The organism is Caballeronia sordidicola (assembly GCF_002220365.1).
Classification (GTDB): domain Bacteria; phylum Pseudomonadota; class Gammaproteobacteria; order Burkholderiales; family Burkholderiaceae; genus Caballeronia; species Caballeronia sordidicola_C.
Window position 1 is genome coordinate 68,573 of record NZ_MTHB01000209.1, and the last position, 21,349, is coordinate 89,921.

20 protein-coding genes and 1 pseudogene are annotated in these 21,349 nt (G+C 60.5%); 10 read left to right on the plus strand and 11 right to left on the minus strand.

Annotated elements, in window-relative coordinates; translation table 11 throughout:
• Positions 1-5: 5 nt before the first annotated feature.
• The 5 genes from BSU04_RS29990 to BSU04_RS30010 all read left to right on the plus strand — a co-directional run bounded on the left by BSU04_RS29990 (position 6) and on the right by BSU04_RS30010 (position 6,755).
• Positions 6-992, plus strand: coding sequence for an ABC transporter ATP-binding protein (locus BSU04_RS29990; protein WP_089163945.1), 987 nt, complete (start codon positions 6-8; stop codon positions 990-992).
• Complete coding sequence (locus tag BSU04_RS29995) at positions 989-2,002, plus strand: ABC transporter ATP-binding protein (protein ID WP_089163946.1); 1,014 nt, start codon at positions 989-991, stop codon at positions 2,000-2,002. Before BSU04_RS29990 ends, BSU04_RS29995 begins: the two co-directional genes overlap by 4 nt.
• Entirely contained in the window at positions 1,999-3,576 is a 1,578-nt protein-coding gene (locus tag BSU04_RS30000) for an ABC transporter substrate-binding protein (RefSeq protein ID WP_089163947.1), read from the plus strand. Before BSU04_RS29995 ends, BSU04_RS30000 begins: the two co-directional genes overlap by 4 nt.
• 65 nt (positions 3,577-3,641) lie before the next feature.
• Positions 3,642-5,510 carry a CocE/NonD family hydrolase gene (locus tag BSU04_RS30005; protein WP_256983447.1) on the plus strand — a complete coding sequence of 623 codons (1,869 nt, stop codon included), beginning with the start codon at positions 3,642-3,644 and terminating at the stop codon, positions 5,508-5,510.
• 144 nt (positions 5,511-5,654) lie between these two features.
• Positions 5,655-6,755 (plus strand): porin, encoded by a 1,101-nt coding sequence (locus BSU04_RS30010; protein WP_089163949.1) that lies wholly within the window; start codon positions 5,655-5,657, stop codon positions 6,753-6,755.
• A 67-nt stretch (positions 6,756-6,822) separates the two neighbouring features.
• Here the strand turns inward: BSU04_RS30010 and BSU04_RS30015 are convergent, their stop codons facing one another.
• The 8 genes from BSU04_RS30015 to BSU04_RS30050 are packed head-to-tail and all read right to left on the minus strand — an operon-like array spanning position 6,823 to position 14,196.
• Complete coding sequence (locus tag BSU04_RS30015) at positions 6,823-7,554, minus strand: GntR family transcriptional regulator (protein WP_089163950.1); 732 nt, start codon at positions 7,552-7,554, stop codon at positions 6,823-6,825.
• Between the two features lie 32 nt (positions 7,555-7,586).
• Entirely contained in the window at positions 7,587-7,973 is a 387-nt protein-coding gene (hpxZ, locus tag BSU04_RS30020; RefSeq protein WP_089163968.1) for an oxalurate catabolism protein HpxZ, read from the minus strand.
• A 14-nt stretch (positions 7,974-7,987) separates the two neighbouring features.
• Entirely contained in the window at positions 7,988-8,647 is a 660-nt protein-coding gene (locus BSU04_RS30025) for a cysteine hydrolase family protein (protein WP_089163951.1), read from the minus strand.
• 25 nt (positions 8,648-8,672) lie between these two features.
• Positions 8,673-10,283, minus strand: a complete 1,611-nt coding sequence (locus BSU04_RS30030; protein WP_089163952.1) for an ABC transporter ATP-binding protein — start codon at positions 10,281-10,283, stop codon at positions 8,673-8,675.
• Positions 10,284-10,285: 2 nt separating this feature from the next.
• The gene (gene biuH / locus BSU04_RS30035; RefSeq protein WP_089163953.1) at positions 10,286-10,978 is read right to left on the minus strand and encodes a biuret amidohydrolase; all 693 of its coding nucleotides are present in this window, start codon (positions 10,976-10,978) and stop codon (positions 10,286-10,288) included.
• A gap of 50 nt (positions 10,979-11,028) precedes the next feature.
• Positions 11,029-11,955 (minus strand): ABC transporter permease, encoded by a 927-nt coding sequence (locus BSU04_RS30040; RefSeq protein WP_089163954.1) that lies wholly within the window; start codon positions 11,953-11,955, stop codon positions 11,029-11,031.
• Entirely contained in the window at positions 11,948-13,063 is a 1,116-nt protein-coding gene (locus BSU04_RS30045) for an ABC transporter permease (RefSeq protein WP_089163955.1), read from the minus strand. The genes BSU04_RS30040 and BSU04_RS30045 overlap by 8 nt, the downstream gene beginning before the upstream one ends.
• A gap of 35 nt (positions 13,064-13,098) precedes the next feature.
• The gene (locus BSU04_RS30050; protein WP_089163956.1) at positions 13,099-14,196 is read right to left on the minus strand and encodes a BMP family ABC transporter substrate-binding protein; all 1,098 of its coding nucleotides are present in this window, start codon (positions 14,194-14,196) and stop codon (positions 13,099-13,101) included.
• 191 nt (positions 14,197-14,387) lie between these two features.
• Between BSU04_RS30050 and BSU04_RS30055 the strand changes: the two genes are divergently transcribed.
• Positions 14,388-14,576 carry a hypothetical protein gene (locus tag BSU04_RS30055; RefSeq protein WP_089163957.1) on the plus strand — a complete coding sequence of 63 codons (189 nt, stop codon included), beginning with the start codon at positions 14,388-14,390 and terminating at the stop codon, positions 14,574-14,576.
• Between the two features lie 28 nt (positions 14,577-14,604).
• On the opposite strand, the gene BSU04_RS30060 is transcribed toward BSU04_RS30055, so the two are convergent.
• Positions 14,605-15,756, minus strand: coding sequence for an acyltransferase family protein (locus BSU04_RS30060; protein WP_089163958.1), 1,152 nt, complete (start codon positions 15,754-15,756; stop codon positions 14,605-14,607).
• Between the two features lie 500 nt (positions 15,757-16,256).
• Between BSU04_RS30060 and BSU04_RS47195 the strand changes: the two are divergent.
• From BSU04_RS47195 to BSU04_RS48955, 3 genes and pseudogenes are all read left to right on the plus strand, one after another.
• Positions 16,257-16,394, plus strand: a pseudogene (locus tag BSU04_RS47195) (MFS transporter); the annotation flags it as partial.
• 448 nt (positions 16,395-16,842) lie between these two features.
• Positions 16,843-18,105 (plus strand): multidrug effflux MFS transporter, encoded by a 1,263-nt coding sequence (locus BSU04_RS30070; protein ID WP_089163960.1) that lies wholly within the window; start codon positions 16,843-16,845, stop codon positions 18,103-18,105.
• The gene (locus tag BSU04_RS48955) at positions 18,081-18,446 is read left to right on the plus strand and encodes a DddA-like double-stranded DNA deaminase toxin (protein WP_179258483.1); all 366 of its coding nucleotides are present in this window, start codon (positions 18,081-18,083) and stop codon (positions 18,444-18,446) included. Before BSU04_RS30070 ends, BSU04_RS48955 begins: the two co-directional genes overlap by 25 nt.
• Positions 18,447-18,534: 88 nt before the next feature.
• On the opposite strand, the gene BSU04_RS30080 is transcribed toward BSU04_RS48955, so the two are convergent.
• Together BSU04_RS30080 and BSU04_RS30085 are read right to left on the minus strand one after the other, a co-directional pair.
• Entirely contained in the window at positions 18,535-18,996 is a 462-nt protein-coding gene (locus tag BSU04_RS30080; protein WP_089163969.1) for a RidA family protein, read from the minus strand.
• An 85-nt stretch (positions 18,997-19,081) separates the two neighbouring features.
• The gene (locus BSU04_RS30085; RefSeq protein WP_256983439.1) at positions 19,082-19,951 is read right to left on the minus strand and encodes an IclR family transcriptional regulator; all 870 of its coding nucleotides are present in this window, start codon (positions 19,949-19,951) and stop codon (positions 19,082-19,084) included.
• A gap of 114 nt (positions 19,952-20,065) precedes the next feature.
• Here BSU04_RS30085 and BSU04_RS30090 point away from each other — a divergent pair, with 114 nt between their 5' ends.
• Positions 20,066-21,265, plus strand: a complete 1,200-nt coding sequence (locus BSU04_RS30090; protein ID WP_089163962.1) for an aminotransferase class V-fold PLP-dependent enzyme — start codon at positions 20,066-20,068, stop codon at positions 21,263-21,265.
• The last annotated feature ends 84 nt before the right edge of the window (positions 21,266-21,349 follow it).

A 21,349-nucleotide genomic window follows, 5' to 3' on the forward strand; every position in this document is an offset into this window, starting at 1 on the left:
ACCTCATGTCTCCAGCTATTCCAACTTTATCGGTCGAGAAGTTGCAGACCCATTTCTTCACGGCGGCCGGCGTTGCAAAAGCGGTTGACGACGTGAGCTTCGATGTCTATCCCGGCGAGATCGTCGGCCTTGTCGGCGAGTCGGGTTCGGGGAAATCAATCACCGGTTTTTCGATCCTCGGTTTGATCGACGCGCCGGGACGCATTGTCGGTGGACGTGTTCTGTTCAAGGGTGTGGACCTGACGAGCTATGGCCGGGAAGCGCTGCGGCAACTACGGGGAAATCGCATCGCAATGATTTTCCAGGATCCGATGATGACGCTGAATCCCGTTCTTCGCATTGATACGCAGATGATTGAAACCGTGCGCGCTCACGCGTCGGTGTCGAAACAAGCCGCTCGCGAACAGGCGCGCGAGGCGCTCGCGACGGTCGGCATTCCCGCGCCCGATGAACGGCTCAAGGCGTATCCGCATCAGTTGTCGGGCGGCATGCGGCAGCGCGTGGCGATCGCGATCGCAATGCTGCACAAGCCGGACCTGATCATTGCGGACGAGCCCACGACCGCGCTCGACGTCACGATCCAGGCGCAGATCCTGGCGCAAATGCAGAAGCTGTGCGCGCGCTCGAACACGGCGATGGTCTGGGTCAGCCACGATCTAGCGGTGGTGGCGGGTCTTGCCGATCGCATCTGCGTAATGTACGCGGGACGCGTGGTCGAAACGGGTGACGTGGATACGATCCTGAAACATCCGCAGCATCCGTACACGATCGGACTGCTGGGTTCGGTGCCCGAGAACGTGGCGCGCGGCGAGCCGCTGATGCAGGTCCCAGGCGTCGCCCCTTCGGCGCTTGCGTTGCCCGCCGGTTGCGCCTTCTCACCGCGATGCACGCATGCCACCGACACATGCAGGACGCAAAAACCGCCGGTGTTCAGAGCGGGCGAGAGCCATCTCCACCGATGTTTCCATCCCGTTGAGCGAGTTGCAGCATGAGCACGCAAGTTCTTATCAAGGCCGACAAGGTGTCGCGCCGTTTCGTGAAGCGTTCGAGTTATGCGGAGCGCATTGCGCAGATGCTGGGCGCCAAGCCCGTGTCGCATACGGTCCACGCTGTGGACACCGTGAACCTCGAGATCCATCGCGGAGAAGTGGTCGGGCTCGTCGGTGAGTCCGGCTGCGGCAAGTCGACCTTCGGCCGCATGCTGGCGGGCGTGGTGCCGCCTTCGTCAGGAACCATTCACGTTACCGATGCAAATGGCGCCGGCACGACGGTGCTCGGCTCGCGCGGAAGGCTTGCGCACCGGCTCGGAACGCAAATGATCTTTCAGGACCCGATGTCATCGCTTAATCCACGCAAACGGGTGCGGGAAATTATCGGCGAGGCGCCACTCGTGCATGGCATGGTGAAGCGGCGCGACCTGGATGATTACGTTGTCGATGTGATGGAGCGGGTTGGATTGAATCCAGATGTGAGACAGCGCTATCCACATCAGTTTTCCGGTGGGCAGCGACAGCGCATCAGCATCGGTCGAGCCTTGGCGGTGAAGCCCGATTTCCTGATCTGCGACGAATCGATTGCGGCGCTCGACGTGTCGATCCAGGCCCAGATCATCAATCTGTTCATGCGGCTGCGCGCTGATCTTGGGCTGACATACCTCTTTATCAGCCATGATCTCGGTGTGGTTGAACATATCAGTGATCGGGTCGCGATCATGTATCTGGGGCGGATCGTGGAGACCGCATCTACGGCTGATCTGTTCGCCAGGCCGCTGCATCCGTACACGGTCGCGCTGCTCGATCAGGTGCCACGCTTATCGAACAGGAAGCGCGCCTATGAATCCATCAAGGGCGAGATTCCGTCTCCGCTTGCGCCTCCAAAAGGGTGCCATTTTCACCCGCGCTGTCCACACGCGATGCCGCGCTGCAGTGTCGAGCATCCGGAATTGACGGAAGCGACGAGTAATCACTGGGTCGCCTGTCATCTGTTCACGGAGGCACAATGAGTCGCCTCCGGATCGCAGCTGCATGCATTCTGATCGCCGCATGCAGCATCCCGCCGAGCGCGTTTGCCCGCGCGCTGATCATGGCTGTTGCTGCCGAACCTTCGTCGATGGATCCGCTGTTCTCTCGCACGCAGAGCAATCAGCAAGTGGAAAACATCTTCGAGCACTTGATCGCGCGTGATGTGAACCTGCAAATTCAGCCAGGTCTAGCTGCGGCGTGGCGAGTCGTGGATCCAAACACGTGGGAATTCAAGCTGCGCCCCAACGTTCGATTTCACGATGGTACGCCGTTCACCGCGCGCGACGTGGTGTACTCGGTGAAACGCGCGTCGAACGTGCCGAACAGCCCCGCGCCCTTCTCCGGCGCAGTGGCGAATATCGCGTCCATTGACGTGCTCGATCCGCTTACGCTGCGCATCCATACGAAGACCCCTGCGCCCGGGTTTCTCGAACAGATCGGCATGCTGTTCATCGTGTCTCAGCACGCAACCGAAGGCCACCCAAGCAACCAGTACGTGTCACCCGCTGTAGCAGTCGGGACCGGTCCTTACAAACTTGAACGCTGGGTTCCAGGCGACTATCTCGAACTCACGCGCAACGACGACTATTGGGGTCCCAAGCCGCCGTTCGACACGGTCACGATCCGCTTCGTCGCCAACGATGCCGCGCGCATGTCGGCGCTGCTTTCCGGCTCCGTCGACCTGATCGATAACGTTCCGCCGGTCAATGTGCCACGGCTCAAGCGCGATCCGGCGGTAACGCTTTACTCAGGACCGTCGGCGCGGCTGATCTATCTCGCGCTGGACTCAAGCCGCCAGCAGTCTCCGTTCGTGAGCGGCCCAAACGGCGAACCGCTGCGAAGCAATCCGCTGCGAGATCTGCGCGTACGGCAGGCTATATCGAAGATGATCGATCGGCGCGCCATCACGCAATATCTGCTGAATGGCGCGGGCGTTCCGGCGGGCCAGATCGTGCCGCAGGGAATAGGCGGTTACTCAACGGCATTGCCAGCCGATACCTATGATCTCGCGGGAGCGAAAAAACTGCTTGCGCAAGCAGGCTACCCACAAGGATTCACGCTGACGATCCATTCGTCCAACGACCGTTTTTCCTCAGATGGCGACGTCGCCCAGGCAGTTGGGCAAATGCTGGCTCGCGGCGGCATCCGGATCGCGAACGTGGTCACGCAGCCCTACAACGTCTATGTCGGCGCCGCCGCCAAGCAAAGCTACAGCGCCTTCATCTTCAGCTTCGGAAATACGACAAGTGACTCGACCGTCGCGCTTTCCAACGTCATGGCGACCTATTCGCGAAGCGCGGGAACCGGCGCGTTCAATCGCGCGCGCTACTCGAATCCCGCACTCGATCAGGCACTCGCCGCGGCTAGCGCCAGCTTCGACCCCGTGCAGCGCGAGCGCTTGCTTGAGCAAGCGGCCGAAGCGGGATTTCGCGATCTCGGCGTTGTCCCCCTGTATTTCCCCGAGAACTTCTGGGCGACACGCAACGGCATCACGTTTCACCCGAACAAGGCTGAATTCACCACGGCAACTTATGTAGGAATCCGAGAAAAATGATCGATACGGTTCACAACAATACGTTCGACGCTGCATCCAGTCAGGAGGCAACGTGCACGGAGTTCATGGTCCCCATGCGCGATGGCGTTCGCCTCGCCACCGACGTTCACCTCCCGGCAGGTTTTCGTCCGGGTATCGATGCGCCATTGCCGGCGATTCTCGAACGCACGCCTTATGGCAAGCGCGACGTATCGCGTTCGGAGATCAACCGGGGAGAGCCGGCTGCGCATCGTGGCGATATTGCCGCGTATTTCGTTGCCCGAGGCTTCGCGGTCGTGTTCCAGGATTGTCGCGGACGTCATGCGTCGGAGGGCGAGTTCACCAAGTATCTGTCGGAGGGGCCGGACGGGTATGACACGCTCGAATGGATCACGCAACAGGATTGGTCGACAGGCCGCGTTGGCACCATGGGGCTCTCCTACGCGGCGCACACGCAAATGGCCGCCGCATGCCTGAACCCGCCGGGCCTCGTGTGCATGGTGATGGACTCGGGCGGTTTCTCGAACAGCTATCAATGCGGCATTCGGCAAGGCGGCGCTTTCGAACTCAAGCAGGCAACCTGGGCGGTCAATCAGGCCAAGGGGAGTCAGGCGGTATTGAACGATCCATTGCTCAAGGCAGCACTCGACGCACAGGATCTGAGGGAATGGTTTTCACGCATGCCGTGGCGTCCAGGTGAATCGCCTTTGCGTTTCGTACCTGAATACGAGCGCTATCTGTTCGATCAATGGACGCACGAAACCTTCGATGAATTCTGGCAACAGCCCGGCATCTATGCAGAGGGGTTCTACGACACCATGGCGCGCGTTCCGACGGTCCTGATGTCGAGCTGGTACGACGCGTACGTGCGCTCGACCATGGACAACTTCGCCGCCATGTCGAAGCTCGATCCTGTCGCTGCGCCGACCTACCTGATCATGGGGTCGTGGCTGCATGGCGACCGCAACGTGCCGTTCAGCGGCGATGTCGATTTCGGGCCTGCCGCCAGGATCGAAGGGCAGATTGCAGAGGACTGGCTTGCGTTTCGCGCGCAATGGTTCGACCGGTGGCTGAAGCCCGCCACGTCAGGAGTAAAGCAGTCAGATCCTGTTGCAAGGATCTTCCTGATGGGCGGAGGCAGCGGCGCCCGCAATGGCGATGGCCGCATGGAGCATGGCGGTGCGTGGATCCAGTCATCGCAGTGGCCGCTGGCCGACACGCGTTTTACGCATTTTTATTTGCGGGAAGGCGGCGTGTTGTCGGAGACGCCGCCTGAAGAATCGGACGCATCGGTTTCGTACGCGTTCGATCCGTCGAATCCCGTCCCTACCATCGGCGGAGCACTGACATCGGGCGCGCCGGTTTTTGAAGGCGGCGCGTTCGACCAGCGCGAAGACGAACGCTTCTTCGGCACACGCAATCCGGGCGTCCCGCTCGCCGCGCGTAACGACATTGTTGTATTCGAAACACCCCCGCTGGAAGAAGACATGGCGGTCGTGGGGCCGGTCGTCGTGAGATTGTGGATATCGTCGGATGCACCCGATACCGATTTCACCGCGAAACTCATCGACGTGTGCCCGCCGAACAGCGATTATCCCGGAGGTTTCGCCATGAACCTGACCGACGGTATTTTCCGTTGTCGTTTTCATAATTCATGGAGCGAGCCCGAGTTTCTCGAATCGGGTCGAATCTATGAAATAACAATCGAGCCTTTTGCTACCGCAAATTTATTCAAGCGCGGGCACCGGATTCGACTGGATATATCGAGCAGTAATTACCCCCATTTCGATGTCAATCCAAATAGCGGCGAATCACCGGCGCTGGCGCGCGCGCCGCGAATTGCCGTGAATACCGTGTATCTGGGAACAGAACATCCTTCGCATCTTGTTCTGCCGATAGTGCCTGTCAACGCCCTCAGGAGCCTGGAGGCACTCACCGACCCCAACCACGCCTAGCCCAACGCCGGCACTCGCCGGCAAGTCCTTGAAGCCTGTCTAGCGGCGCCCGTTCCATCGGGTGTCAGGGAGCACTGTTGCGCGAATTTTTCATGCATCAAACCAGCAGCAAAACCCAAAGCACTCAACTAAAGAGGAAGGATCATGCACAAGCACACTCCGCGTGCGCTATTGGCCGCGTCGGTAGGACTCGGCTTTATCGCGACGACCGCACACGCTCAATCGACCGTGACGTTATACGGCATTATCGATGGCGGATTTACTTATACGAGTAACCAGGGAGGCAAAAGCAATTACCAGGCAACCGCCGGGAGCGAGCAGGGTTCCCGCTGGGGCTTTACCGGCAAGGAAGATCTGGGCGGCGGTAATGCAGCGATTTTCAAGCTTGAAAACGGCTTCAATTTGCAGACCGGCGCGGCGAGCGCGAACGGCCGCATTTTTGGCCGTCAGGCGTGGGTCGGATTGTCGAGCGACAAATGGGGCGCAGTAACATTCGGGCGCCAGTACAACGCGGCACAGGACTCGCTCGAACCGTTGCAGGTCTCGGCGGATACCTCGCAATACGGTACCCACCCGTTCGATACCGACGACCTGAACAACACATTCCGCACCGATAATTCCGTGAAGTACGTCACGCCAAACTTCCATGGCTTGCAACTTAATTCCATGTACGGCTTCAGCAACAACGCCGGCAACTTTGCCATGAGCCGTTCTTACAGTGTAGGCGCGTCTTATGCGGGTGGTCCATGGCGTCTTGGCGCGGCGTATGTTCGTCTCGACAATCCGGCGGTTGATACCACGGGTTCAATCCCTTCGGATAACTACTTTACCTTCATCAAGGGCGTGACTAAGCAGCAGATCTATGGCGCGGGGGGTCTCTACGATTTCGGCAAGGCGAGTCTCGGGTTGATGTACACCAGCACGACCTTCGACCTGACACCGACCACGCAACACCAGACGTTCCAGAACGCGGAAGCAAGCATTCGTTATCAGTTCACTCCCGCGCTCAAGGCTGCGCTAGGCGAGACGTATACCGAAGTCACCGCGAACGCCAAGCCCGCGAGCTGGCACTACTGGCAGACCACGAGCGCTTTGCAATACTTCTTGTCGAAGCGAACCGATGTGTATATCGATTTGATCTATCAGCGATCGAGCGGTGCGGTTGCCGCGATTGAAGGGACATCGGGCGCGTCGAGCAGCCACACGCAGTTCCTGGCTGTCACCGGTATTCGGCAGAAATTCTAAAAAAACTTGGCGGCCTGCGTCACTGTTTCCCACAGTGGCGCTTTTTATTTACCTTGGCGCAGCACCGCTAAGACACGAACGGCAGCTTCACATCGCGTGCCGCGTCCAGCATCGACACTGTGATCTTGCGGACTTCCAGCTTGCTCTGCGTGATATGAGCACGCAGCAGGATAGTCGCCTCGGTCAGCCGGCTGCGCTCGATGAGATGCAGCATGGTCGAGTGCTCGTCATAGGTAGCACTGGTCCGGTGAGGCTTGAGAAAATCGAGCCGCCGCACGATCCGGATACGCTCGGTGACGTCGTTATGAACGCGCACCATCTCCGCATTGCCGGTAGCGGCCACGATCTGCCGATGAAAGTTTTCGTCCATGCCGAACATCTTCACCGGATCGTCTTCGCGCTCTTGCGGCTCGACGCACCAGATTGCCTTGAGCGCATCAATCGCCTCCCGTGCCGCTTCGCTCCCCGATGTCAACCGCTCAAGCGCGGCCACTTCAAGCACGATGCGCAGGTCGTAAAGCTGATCCATCTGGTCGAAGTCGATCCGCGCGACCTTCCATCCACGGCGAAAACCAACCTCCAGATAGCCCTCGCGTTGCAGCCGGAACAAGCCGTCACGCATCGGCGTGCGCGATACGCCATAGAACTGTGCAATACCGTTCTCCGAAAAGCGATCTCCCGGAAAAAGCCGGAAGTTGAAGATATCGCTTTTCAGCCGCTGGTAGACCTGTTCGGCAAGCGGATTGGCGGCGTTCGGCTCGATCGCTTCGACCCCTGTTTCAATTGTGTCTTCCGGCATACGAGTTCCCCTTTGTTCTTATTATCGGCCTTTCAGGGCTCGGGAATCAGGCTCACGTGCGCAGCCACAATGGTAAAGCCGCCGGCGGGACCGAGCCGCGCCCAGCTCTGCATCTGGCGTCCGATCAATGGCGTTGCGTCGCTGGTGAATTGCGTGCTGACGGTCGCGAAGTCGCGGCCGAATGTGGTGACCACAGTTTGATGCAACGTGCGCGAAGGGGGTACCGGCGCACATGTTTCGCGCCATTGGCGAATGACCTCGCCGCCATGCTGGATTTCGGCAATGCCATAACGCACCGTCTCCGGCGCGTCCCAGAACAGCGCGTTCATCGTTTCGATATCGTTCGCCACCAGCGCGCGTTCATACTCGACGAACGCCGCAAGCACCTCGGCAACGACTTCCGGCAGGTTGATGTCCATCGTCGGCAGGTTCCTCACGCTGTAATAAAGGATGACAGCGGCGCGGTCCATCCAACTATGCTGCCCTGAGACCGTACCATCTCCAGCGTCGCAAGCTTAAACGCCGGAAAGTAGCTGGCGGTGGCGTCCTCGACAAGCAGGCAGTCGTATCCGCGGTCATTCGCTTCGCGCATCGAGGTCTGCACGCACACCTCCGTTGTCACGCCGGCGAAAACCAGATGCGTGATATGCCGCGCCGCCAGTTCCTGCATAAGCGATGTTGCATAAAACGCGCCCTTGCCGGGTTTATCGATGACAAGCTCGCCTTCGGTTGGTGCGAGAGCATCGACGATCGCATTGCCCGGCTCCCCCCGAATCAGGATGCGGCCCATCGGCCCTTCGTCACCAATGCGTGCATTGGGCGCGCCGCGAAGCCGCTTGGCCGGCGGACAGTCCGACAGATCCGCTGCATGCGATTCGCGCGTATGGACCACGAACCACCCGCTTTCCCGCGCCAACGCCAGCAGCGCGGAGACAGTCGGCACGATCTGCGCAAGCAGTGATACATCGTTGCCCAGCGACTCCCCAAAACCACCGGATTCTATGAAGTCGCGCTGCATGTCGATGATGACGAGTGCGGTTGTCGACGGATCGAAAGTAAAGGGACCCGGTAACGCTGGAATCGTGATCGTCATAGCAGGTCCCCGCAACGGTTCCGTGTCATTCGATGACCTCCTTCAACGCTTCGGCAGCCGGAACGACTTGCGCCGTCGAGTCACCGTGTCCCGCCATATAGTGGCCCAGCGTCGCTCGATCGGCGCTCGCGGCGGGCGTCTCGTACACGAGCTCCCCTTCCGCGATCACCACGATCCGGTCCGCCAGTTCCAGCAATTCGTCGAGGTCTTCGCTCACGAGCAGGACCGCCGCGCCGGTATCGCGCGCCGCCATGATGCGTGCATGAATATCCGCGACCGATGCGAAGTCGAGACCGAACACCGGGTTCGCCACGATCAGCACATCGACCGGCTGACCCAGCTCGCGAGCGAGGACCGCGCGCTGGACGTTGCCGCCCGACAGCGTGCCGATAGCGCGTTCGGGCAACGGCGGACGGACGTTGAAATCGTCGATGAGATGCGCGGCGCGCTCCCGCATCGCGCGCCGGTCGAGACGCCAACCGCCGCGTCGCAAAGGCGCGCGGTCGAAGTCCCGTAGAGCCAGGTTTTGCGCGACGCTCATGTTTGCCACGCACGCGTTTTTGAGCGGCTCTTCAGGGATGGCAAACACACGGCGCCGCGTCATTTCCTCGCGCGTGGCGCGGTACGCATCGCCGGCTATCTCCATCTCACCCGTCTTCACGCGGCGTTGCCCGACCAGCGCTTCAACCATCTCTTTCTGACCATTCCCCGATACCCCCGCAATCCCGAGTATTTCACCCGACCTGACCTCCAGCGACGCGCGCTTGACCGCCGCATGGCCGCGATCATCGTCGATAGATATATTCCTCATGGCAAGACGTATCCGCGCCGCGGGGTCCACCGGTTTGCGCGCGACCCGCTCGGCATTGACCGCGTCCATGACCGCGGTATCGCGCGTCTCGGCGGCGCCCATCATCAAACCGGCGAGCGCGTCGCGGCTGGTCGCCGATACCGCGCTCGTCCCGACCTGCCTGCCCTTGCGCAGGACGGTCACGTCATCGGCATATGCCATCACTTCGCGGAACTTGTGCGTGATCATCAGCACGGTCAACTCGCCGCGCGTCGTCAGGTCGCGCATCAGGCCGAGCACTTCATCCGCTTCTTGCGGCGTCAGCACGGAAGTGGGTTCATCAAGAATCAGGAAACGCTGCTTGAGATACAACTGCTTGAGAATTTCGAGCTTCTGCTTTTCCCCGGCTGCCAGGCCGGATACCGGCGCGTCGAGCGGCAGGCGAAACGGCATGCGCCGCATGAACGTATCGAGTGCTTCGCGTTCCGCTGTCCAGTCTATTTTCCAGGGCAGACTCCCGCGTGCCAGCAGCAGGTTTTCCTCGACCGACAACCCCGACGCCAGCGTGAAATGCTGGTACACCATGCCGATACCCAGCGCTTGCGCATCACGCGGCGATGCAATGTGAACCTCACGGCCATCGGCTGATATCTGGCCTTCGTCAAGCAAACCGTAACCTACCAGCCCTTTCACGAGGGTACTTTTGCCCGCGCCGTTTTCACCGAGCAGCGCGTGAACCGTGCCCGGCCGGACCTTGATGGACACGTTATCCAGCGCACGAAATGCACCGAACGACTTGCCGGCGTTGTGCACTTCCACCTCTAACGCATGCGAGGGAGTCGACATGATCAGCCGCCGAGCGTGGTCAGGAGCGCGTTCGAATCCGATACCGCGCCGAACACACCGCCTTGCATCGTGATCATGTGCAGCGCCGCCTGATGGTTGCCAGGGTCGGTCGCACCGCAGCAGTCCGCAAGGACGGTGCATTCGAATCCGCGGTCGTTCGCTTCGCGCATGGTGGTATGGACGCAGACGTCCGTAGTGATCCCGGTCAACACCAGGTTCACGATGCCACGCGTGCGCAGGATCAGCTCGAGATCGGTCGCGCAGAACGAGCCCTTGCCGGGTTTATCGATAACGATCTCGCCCGGCAGCGGCGCCAGTTCATCGATGATTTCCCAGCCCGGTTCACCACGTACGAGGATGCGGCCGCACGGGCCGTCGTCGCCAATGCCCACGCCTTCGGTGCCCGCGCGTCGGCTGCGCCAGCGTTTGTTCGCCGGCAGGTCCGACAAATCCGGCCGATGCCCTTCGCGCGTATGAATGATCGTGAAGCCCTGCTCGCGCATCATGGCCATCACGCGCTTGATCGGCTCGATCGGCGCGCGGGTCAGTGACAGGTCATACCCCATCTTGTCGACGTAGCCGCCGTGGCCGCAGAAATCCGTCTGCATGTCGATCACGACGAGCGCGGTGTTATCCGGGCGCAGGTTGCCATCGAAGGGCCAGGGGTACGGGGTAGATTCAATGAATCGGTTCATGGTCGTGGCCGCCTTGAGAATGGATAAGCAGGTCGTTCAGCGCGTAAGGCTCAGCGTGTGAGACTCAGCTCGCCCGGAGCGCCGGCAAGTGTCCGGTCCGGTCGGCAATTGATGATCATGATGGCGAGCGTAAGCACGTAGGGCGCGGCGTTGTACAGGTAATAACCGCTTGTCACACCGATAGACTGCAACGCCGGCCCGAGCGCTCCCGCTGCACCGAAAAGCAGCGCGGCCCACAGGCATCGCAGCGGTTGCCAGCGCGCAAAAATAACCAGCGCGACGGCCATCAATCCCTGCCCGCTGGAAAGCCCTTCGTTCCAGCTACCCGGATAAACCAGCGACAGATACGCCCCGCCGATCCCCGCAAAAAAGCCACCCACCGCGGTAGCGATGATGCGAATTCTTGTAAGCGGATAACCCATCGCGCGGGCGGTCTCGGCGTGATCGCCGACCAGACGCAGGGTCATGCCCCAGCGCGTAGCGCGCAGCCCCCACTGCAATACGAACGCCAGCGCCACGCCGATCACGAACAGCGGATTGATATGCAACGCGTTGTGCAATTGCGGGGAACTCGTCCATGTGCCGAGATCGAATGATTGAAGGCCGGGCGCCTGCGGTTCAATAAACGGCTTGCCCAGATAAAACGCCAGGCCGGTTCCAAGCAACATGAGCGCGATGCCGAACGCGATGTCCGACACCCGGGGCAGCGAACACACGAGCCCGTGCAGGCAGCCCAGCAACAAGCCGACCAGTCCGGCCGCGAGCACCCCGGCCCACGGCGAGCCGGTCAGGAAAGACGCGGCATAACCGCTCATCGCGCCCGACACAAGAATGCCCTCGAGCCCAAGATTTACCCGCCCGCCCTTCTCGGTCAGGCATTCGCCCAGGCTCACGAACAGGTAAGGCGTGCTGACGCGGATCGCGCCGGCGAACAGGGACAGCAGCAGGATCACGAAGGGTGAGTGTGCGTCAGGCATGGGTCTGCTCCATCGGCAAGTTGATGTCGGAAAGTGCGGCGGCTTGCAGTTGCACGCGCCACGCGGCGATCCTGCCGCCCAACGCTTCCCACGCCAGCAGGTTTGCGAACAGCAGGCCTTGCAGCACGAGCGTGGTGGCATCTGGGAGATCGAGCCGGCGTTGCAGCAGACTGCCGCTCGCTTCGATCCCGCCGATCATCAGCGCGCACACAATGATCGCGAGCGGATTCTGGCGGGCAGCGAAAGCGACCAGAATGCCTGCGTATCCGTAACCGGCGAGCAGCGACGCGTTCGCGCTGCCCTGCACCGCCGCAACTTCGAACATGCCGGCAAGACCGGCCGCCGCGCCACCGAGCGCACAGGCGGCCAGCGCAAGCAGGTTCACCGGCAATCCGACCAGACGCGCCGCGCGATTGCTGCCGCCGACCACGCGCATTGCGAAGCCCTTGGTGCTGTACTTGACGAAGACCCACGCGCCAATGCACGCTAGAACGCCCCACAGGAGGCCCCAGTGGACTTCGAGGCCCGGCAGTGGCCCAATCATCATCGATGGGGGAACGGGGAGCGTAGAGGGTTTGTTGAGACTTGCGGGGTCGCGCAAGGGCCCTTCGACCAGATGCTTGAACAGCGCAATGGCGATATACGCCATCAACAGGCTGCTGATGGTTTCATTCACGCCGCGCCATTGCCGCAGCGCGCCGACCGCGCCGATCCAGACTGCTCCCGCCAGCATGCCCGCGAGTGCCATCAGCGGCGTGGCAATCAGCCACGGCGTGCTGGCAGGGAGCATCTCGGGAACGATGGCCGCGCACATGCCCCCGAGCGCCAGCGCGCCCTCGCCGCCGATCACGATCAAGCCAACCTGCGCGGGCAACGCAACGCACAGTGCAGTCAGCATCAGCGGCGAAGCGCGCAGCAAAGTGCTTTGCCAGGCAAACGAGGAGCCGAACGCGCCCTGGAAAATCAGGCCCACGGCGTCCAGGAATGGCTGCCCCTGCACCAGCAGGAACAACGAAAACAGCACGAGGGTTCCGACGAGCGCAAGCACCGTCGGGATTGCTGGTAACAAGGCGAGCAAAATGCGGGCAGTCTGGGCATGGGGACGCATCACGACTCCTTCAGGAGGTCAGGAGGACCTGTTCATCAGATCTGGCCGGCCACGCCCGCCACGAGATAATTCATGCTCTCCAGCGTGTAGTCGGTCTGTATGTGGCTCGTTCCGGAGGCGATCGCGACGCCGCCCTTGTTGTCCTTCATCGGCCCTTTGAAGATCACGAAGTCGCCCGCCATCATGCTGCCCTTGATCGTGTCCGCCGCCTTCTTCGCATCGGGCGTAACCTTCGCGCCGTACGGCGACATCTTGACGAAACCCTCCTTGAGACCGCCGCGCAGCACGTTAGGCTGAGGCTTGCCAGCCTGCGCATCGGCGACGAGTTCCTTGTACGGCGTCGCCCAATCCCACTCGGCGCCGGTGAGATAACCCTTGGGCGCGAGAGCAGCCTGGCTTGCGTGATAACCACAACTCATCACACCGCGCTTCTCCGCTGTTTCCACCACGACCTTCGGACCATCGACGTGGCAGGTGATGACGTCGCAACCCTGATCGACCAGACTGTTGGTCGCTTCCGCTTCCTTCACCGGCATCGACCAGTCGCCGGTGAAAATCACCTGCGTGGTGATGGCGGGATCGACGGACTGCGCGCCGAGCGTGAACGAATTGATATTGCGCAGTACTTGCGGGATCGGCTTGGCCGCGACGAAGCCAAGCTTCCTGCTCTTGCTCATGTGCCCGGCCACCACGCCGTTCAAGTACTGGCATTCATCGATATAGCCAAAATAGCTCGCGATGTTCGGCGGGTTGCCCTGCTTCCATAACCCGCCGCAATGCGCGAAGCGGACGTTCGGATACTTGGCGGCCATCTTGAGCACATGCGGATCGAAGTAACCGAACGAGGTCGCGAAAACGAGCGTCGCGCCGTCTTGCTCGATCATCGCTTCCATGGTCTTCTGGACCGCGATGGTCTCGGGCACGTTTTCTTCTTCCACGACCTTGACGTTGGGCAGCTTCTTGATGATTGCCGCCGCCGACGCCTGCGCCTGGTTGTAGCCATAATCGCCGCGTGCACCAACATAGATCACGCCGACCGTTGTGTTGCCCGCAGCGAACACCGACCGGAACGGGGCCATGGTCGCGAGTGCCAACAGGCTCGCGTCTTTGATAAAAGTGCGGCGGCTAGTCATGTCATTCGACTCCTGGTTAGCGGTTATCGAGCTGTTTGTGCAAACTGTGGGCGCAGGTGATCCGGCCACCGGAAGGCGGCATGCCGTTCGCGCCGCAAGAGCGGCTAGAAGAGCCGCGATGCGTGGATGGATCAAATGGATCAATGGATGTGGACATGAATTCCGTCTTGCATACAAGATGGAATTCATCAATGCAGGAGCTATGCCAGGGGAAAGGCGTGCTCGTGTTCAAGGCCGCGAAGCCTCGCGGCACAAGGCGCTCCGCCGATCACGCGGGTTCCGCGCGAGAAGTGGGTGAGTACCTGACGCTTGAGCTGCTGGTGCGCGATGCACCGTCGCGTAACCTGCACGCACAAAAGCGGCGCTCCCCGGCACCGTGAATCACAAGCCATCCTGACGATTCAGGTTTCAGGACGGCTGGTTCGCTCGCGAGGATGCGAGAGCGCTTCGGCCTGTCAGGAATTTCCCGAGCAGGATCGACGGACGTTCCACCACGAAATGAGTGAGCACAGCGACAGGAATAACGAGCAACGCCGCCGTGATGATCGCGCGCCATGCCGAACCCGAAGCAGGCATCAGGTGAACTACTGTAAGGAGAACGACAGTGTGGGTCAGATAGAGGCTGTAGGAGATCGTTCCGAGAAATACGATCGGGCGTTTGGCCAGCGCCAACGTGAAGCGCCTGGATGCGATTGCCGTGCAGGCAATACCCGCAGCACCCGCCACGACACACCAGTCGAAGACGTACTGGCCTACGACACCCGACGTAATCGACATGATCGAGCGCGACAGGAAATAGAGCGCGAGCGAAACGGCGAGGACAAGCATGATTCGATTGCCCTTATCCAGCCATCGTTGCCAGCGCGCGCGGTGGAACGCCAGCGTCGCGCCGACAATGAACATCCCCAGGAAATGCGCCGTCATCGCCCAGTCGCCACTGAAGCTCGGACTGCTGGCCTCGTCCGTGTTTCTCCCCATCGCGAACACGAAGGAAACCAGGGAAATGCACAGCGCCGCTGCCAGACAAGAGCGCGCGGAAAAGCGGCTGACGCAATACACGACCAGCGGCATCATCAATGAAATGCGCATCTCGTAGATCAGCGACCAGATAACCGGAAGCACGCGATTGGCTTTGTATTGTCCTATGAATAACAAATGATCCAGTATTTCCCCGCCGGAAAATGATCCTGTCCAGATATGGTTGAACCAGGAGCCAGCCCAATTAACGGGCTCTACATTGATCAGATTAATTAGCGAAAAGGCGGCAAACAACACGACGAGATAAGGCAGATAGATCCTGCAAATCCGCTTGATCACATAGTCGCGATACGTAATTCGGCGGTCGGATATTAACTGAAGCGTCAGCACGAATCCGCTAAGTATGAAGAATAAAATCACCGCTTCATGACCGAGCGCCAGCACGCGCAAGGGTGACCTCGGTACCCACCAGAGCGGGCCGACCAATACAAAATGATTAATGACGACCATCAGGGCCGCAATGCCGCGTAATGCATCCAGCTGAGGATAATGGCGACCGCGAAAAGGACTTGATTCATTCATCCGATAAATACCCTGCAGTGGTGGTTATGGGTGAGTGATGACAATGTTCGGTTGCTGTTCGGTAGCTACGCTCTACCAAATTAATTAGTTGGTAAAGGAAAGTTTAATGGGCAATTCAATAGACGATTAGCGCTGTATTACTTTCTAATATTTTTTTACCTTATTGCCGACGCACGCCACCCGGTCAGTCGTAGTTTTTGCCTGCTTGATTCAGGCTGCGGCTCGTGGGTAAGCGACGATCGGGGCCGAGGGCGGAGCGCGGCCGGGCCGCCTGGTTTGGAGACGGATCGTCGCGCGTGAAGGTCTCGCTCAGGAACACCAGCAACGCGCTGCAGTTACTGACTACGGTTCTGTCGCAGCCAGGAAATCAGGAATCTTCGGAATCGAATAGATAGGGATGCTTATTTCCAGGGTTCATGGAACTGCTCGGCGTCCCGTTACAAGTCATTCCATTCGCCAAAGTCTACCGACCCCGCGCTTGCTCGGTCCGAACGCGTTGCGTTGTCAACTACCTCGACCGGACCGTGGGGATAGCCGCCACGAGTCTGACCAAAGACCTCGGGCTGTCGGCCGCCGTCATGTGCATTGTGTTCTCGGCGTTCTCGTGGACCTACACGGTGTCGCAGATACCGGCTGGCTAGCAATTTTATGACGCATTTGCTGGTGAATGACGTCGGCGCGTGGTGGGCTCGCTCCCGGATTCGCGGTTTCCGCACGCTCGGGATGGCGCGAGCAAGGCACTAACTAAGGGACATCGTCGTGCGGAAGAATTCCATGAAGCTTCTAAAGGCAGCTGGCAACGCGAGGCGTTTCGGTGACTGCATCAGGTCGGGTGCGCTGTGCGCGACTGACGGCTTCGGAGAAGCGCGAATGTAGCTTCAGGATCAACTACGGCCGAACCGAGCAGGGCGTTAGTCGCCCACGAAAGGACGCGTGACGCAGCTGTCAAACCATGCACTCGCGATGGGCATCGTGTCGAATTGCAAGATGACAGGCACAATACGCGGCGATGCCGCTGAACTGCACCGTGTTCGATAGTCGAACGGGTCGGCACCGCATCACCGAATCCGCCCCTTCGATGCTTTCATGAACAACACTATCCTCGACCGCCCTGTCCCTCCCGCGCCCACACAGAACTCGCCGCGCTTCCTGCTGTTTCTGATCTGCCTGTTCGCCTCCGCCGGGCAGCTCGCGATCGACATCTACGTGCCCGCGCTACCCGCGATGGCGCGTTTCTTTGCGACTTCGCCGCAGGCAATCCAGTCGAGCGTTTCCGGCTACATGGCGGCCTACGCGTTAGGCCAACTCGTCTTCGGGCCCATAGCCGATGCATACGGGCGCAAGCGCGTGCTGGCTTTCGGCCTCGTCATTTTCACAATCGGCTGCCTGCTGTCGCTCGCTGCGCCGAATCTGGAGACGTTCCTCCTCGCCCGTTGCCTGCAGGGATTCGGCATCGCCGCCACGAACCTGCTCGCCAAGGCGATCATCACCGACTCATTCTCCGGGCAGGCGCTGATGCATGCGTTCACCTACATGGCCATTGCGTGGGGGCTCGCGCCGATCGTGGCGCCGGTGATTGGCGCCCATCTGCAGACGTGGTTCGGCTGGCAGGCCTGCCTCGTCTTCCTGCTCATCTATTCGCTTGTGATGTGGGCGGTGATCTGGCGTTATCGCGAAACGTTGCAGCGCCCGGTGCGCCTGGAGCCGCGCACGCTGATGACAAACGCCGGCAAGGTGCTCTCGAGCCCGGTGTTCCAGAGCTGTTTTCTCGCTCAGGGCCTGTGCTACAGCATCTTGCTCGTATTCAACATCGTTGGGCCGTTCATGGTGCAGAACACGCTGCACAAGCCGCCGACCTTTTTCGGTTACCTCGCGCTCGGTATCGGGATGATGTATTTCCTCGGCGGCCTGTCGAACCGTTTGCACGGCCCGCGTCTGCCGACCGCGGAGCAGCGCCTGTACATGGGTGCGCGCGTGATGGCGGCCACGTCGATTGCGATGCTGTTGCTTGCGCTGACGGTCGGCCTGCGCGTATGGACGCTCGCGACACCCGTGCTCGTGATGGGGTTCTGCGCAGGCGCGATGTACCCAACGTTGATGGCCAAGGGCAACTCTCTGTTCCCGCACATCGCGGGCCTGACGAGCGCGATCCTCGGGTGTGCACTGCTGCTCGTGTCGTCAGCGATGATGGGGCTCGCCGGCTTCTTGTCAGTGCAGGTCCTGACGCCGCTCGCGGTGTTCTTCGTCATCCTCGCGTTCGGCGTCGTCTGGATGGTGACAAAACTGCTGCGGCATCTGGCGCAACCGCAACCCGATGCAAGCGTGTGCCGCAGCGGCAAGGTGGCGTAGCGCGTAGCCTTCGGCTGAGAAACGGTCGTTCATGTGCGTCGTCGGTCGGACATCCAGACGCCGGCTCCCCCAGCGGAGGGCCCTGCGGCGGGACGCACAGAGGCGGTAACCCCAGAGGCGCAAGGAGCGGAAACAATCGATACACACTGACTCAAGTCGAAGGTCATGCTGCCTGCGTTTTGCACAATCGAAGAATCGACCGCGCTGTGCTGCTCATCGAGATGGAGCCTTGTAGCGCTTGCGACCCAAATATTCCTCGAATGCTTCCCGAAGGCGCTCGTCTTGAAGTTGTTTCTCCAAATGAGACAACCTGCTATTGGAGTTGCCAGCTTCCATCATAAATGTGATGTCGCAGCCCTCGCCTGTATGTCGGAAGACGCCGCGCCCGCTGTCGAAGCGACGGCGACTAAACCGGGCTACCGCAGAGTCTCAATCGTGAATAGCAACAATAGCTTCGATCTCCACCGTGATATTGCCGGGCAACGACCCCACGCCGACAGCGGAACGCGAGTGCCGGCCCGCGTCGCCGAACACATCGACGAAAAGGTCCGAACAACCGTTGATCACGCGTGGGTGATCCGCAAAATCCGGCGTTGCATTGACCATGCCGAGCAGCTTCACAATGCGTTTTACCCGGCCCAGGTCGCCCAGTTCCACATGCAGGACCGACAACAGATTAAGACCCACGAGTAACGCGTGCGCATACGCTTCCTCTGCCGTGACGTTGTCACCGACCTTGCCCGTCATCAGTTGCCCGGTTTCATCAAGCGGCCCTTGCCCTGACAAGAACAGCAGGTTGCCTTCGCGTGTGCAGTGAGTGAAGTTGCCTATGGGCGCGGGCACGTCCTGGAGTTTTAAGCCGCGGGCCTGCAGTCGTTCATAGCAGTTCATCTCAGTCGAAAATCCCATGTTGCGTTGGTTCTCTTTCAAGTGTTGAGGACAAGGTGGTTCAAAGACCCGCTAATCAGCGCCGTGTTCAGCCGATAGCGTCAGGGGTGCGGCGCCGCCAGCCGAGCCGCGCTTCAATGCGCGCGGCAACGACTTTCAGTTCGTCGCCAAATCGTTCAGTACTCTGAAGCGCTTTGGATTCGGGCATTACAATCGATATGGTGAAGACGCAGGCCCCTGCCTGGTCAAGGACCGGGGCGGCGAGACACGCCACGGACGCATCCGACTCTCCGATCTGGATCGACAAGCGTGCGTCCAGTGCTTCACGCGCCATCCGCGCAAGCACGTTGGGACGCGTCTCCGCGCGCGCGGTGGGAGACGACTTCGCGTACCGCTCGAAATAAGCGATCCGCTCGGCGTCCGGCAGATGTCCCACCAGCAACCGCCCCGACGCGGTCCAGTTGAGAGGCACCCGGCTTCCCACGCGCGAAGTCACGCGAAAATGGCCAGGCCCCTCGGCCATTTGCAACACGACCATCATCCCTTCTTCGAGTCCGCACACCTGCACCGTCTCACCGACCTGGGTCGACAACCGGTTCATCTCCTCATGCGCGACCGCCAGATAGTCGAGCGAACTGGCGTACGTCAGCCCGTAGCCATAGAGCCGCGAGCCGAGCCAGATCGCGCCCTCGGGCGTGCGGGCCAACAGGTTCTTCTCCACCAGGTCATTGATGATCGAATAGACCGTCGACAACGGCGCACCGACCAGACGCGCGATCTCATATGCGGTGATCGGACGGTTGGTGTCCTGCAACGCGTCGAGGATCTGCACTGCCCGGTCGATCGCGCTCGTACGCGTGCGCGTAGTTGGCGGTGCCGCGGGAAGATCGGACGTGCCCGGCACGGGCTGCTCGTTCGACGGCGGTTCCTGCATGGTTTGACGGGGCTTGGCGGCCATCGCGCTCCTGGAGACTGAATGTTTTTGTACAGTTTGACGCAAGCGCATCGTATGATAATCTAATACACAATTACAACATACATTCCATAATAAAGGAATATCAGGAGCGGCATGATGGATATTTATTCCCGATTTGGTCTACGCCCGGTCGTCAATGGTTCGGGCACGATGACGAGCCTGGGTGCGTCCATTGTGGCGGCGCCGGTCATTGATGCAATGGCGGCAATCCTTCCTCAGTTCGTCGAGATGGACGACTTGCAACGCAAGGCGTCGGCGGGAATCGCGCAGGCTTGCGGCAGCGAAAGCGGCTATATCACGGCATCCTGTTCGGCTGCGATCACGCTCGGAATTGCTGCGACCATGACCGGCGACGATCCCGGACTGATCGAGCGTTTGCCCGATACAAGCGGACTGCGCAACGAGGTCGTCGTGCAAACGGGCCACCTCGTCAATTATGGCGCACCCATCGATCAGGCCATCCGGCTTGCCGGCGCACGCGTCGTGCCGGTGGGAGCAGCCACGGAGTCGCATGGTTACCAGCTAACCGCTGCGATCAGCGAGCGCACGACCGCTGCGCTCTATGTCGTCTCGCATCACACGGTCCAGTTCGGATTGATCCACGTGGAAGAATTCATCGCCCTCGCGCATGCTAAAGGTGTACCGGTAATCGTGGATGCCGCGTCTGAATATGATCTCACGCGCTTCATTGCCGCGGGCGCCGATCTCGTGTTGTATTCTGCGCACAAGTTTCTCGGCGGTCCGACTGCCGGTATTGTCGCCGGCAAGAAAACGCTGGTACGTGCCGCCTATTTCCAGAATGGCGGTATTGGCCGTGGCATGAAAGTGGGCAAGGAAGGCATTGCCGGCGCCATCGCCGCACTCGAACAATGGCAGCAGCGCGACCATGCAGCAGTGCGCGCCCGTGAACGCGGTTATCTTGAGTTGTGGCGTGAGGCGCTGAATGCCCGCGTTGGCGTACGCGCCGAGATCGATGCCGATCCGACCGGCAATCCGCTCGACCGCCTGAAGTTGTCCATCGATCCGCGCGCGGCGCGCATCAGCGCCTGGGACCTGGCGGACGCCCTCGCCCATCCGCCGGCAGGCAGCGTGCCGGTGATCGTCCGTGATCACGAGGCCGAACTGAATTTCTTCTTCATCGACCCATGCAATCTGCATCCGGGCCAGGAGCACAGCGTGCTTGAACGCCTGCTTGATGAACTCGAGCGTGCGCAACACGCGCCACATCCGCTGGTCAGCCCGTTTTTCGAGCGCGACGCGCGGCGTGGTGCAGCCCGGCGGAATTGGCCCGACTGAGTAGCCCGACTGGCCTGATTTTCTTGTATGACCGATACGCCGGATTTCTCCGGCGTCGCTTTGCCTTGCACGTTTAGTAATCCT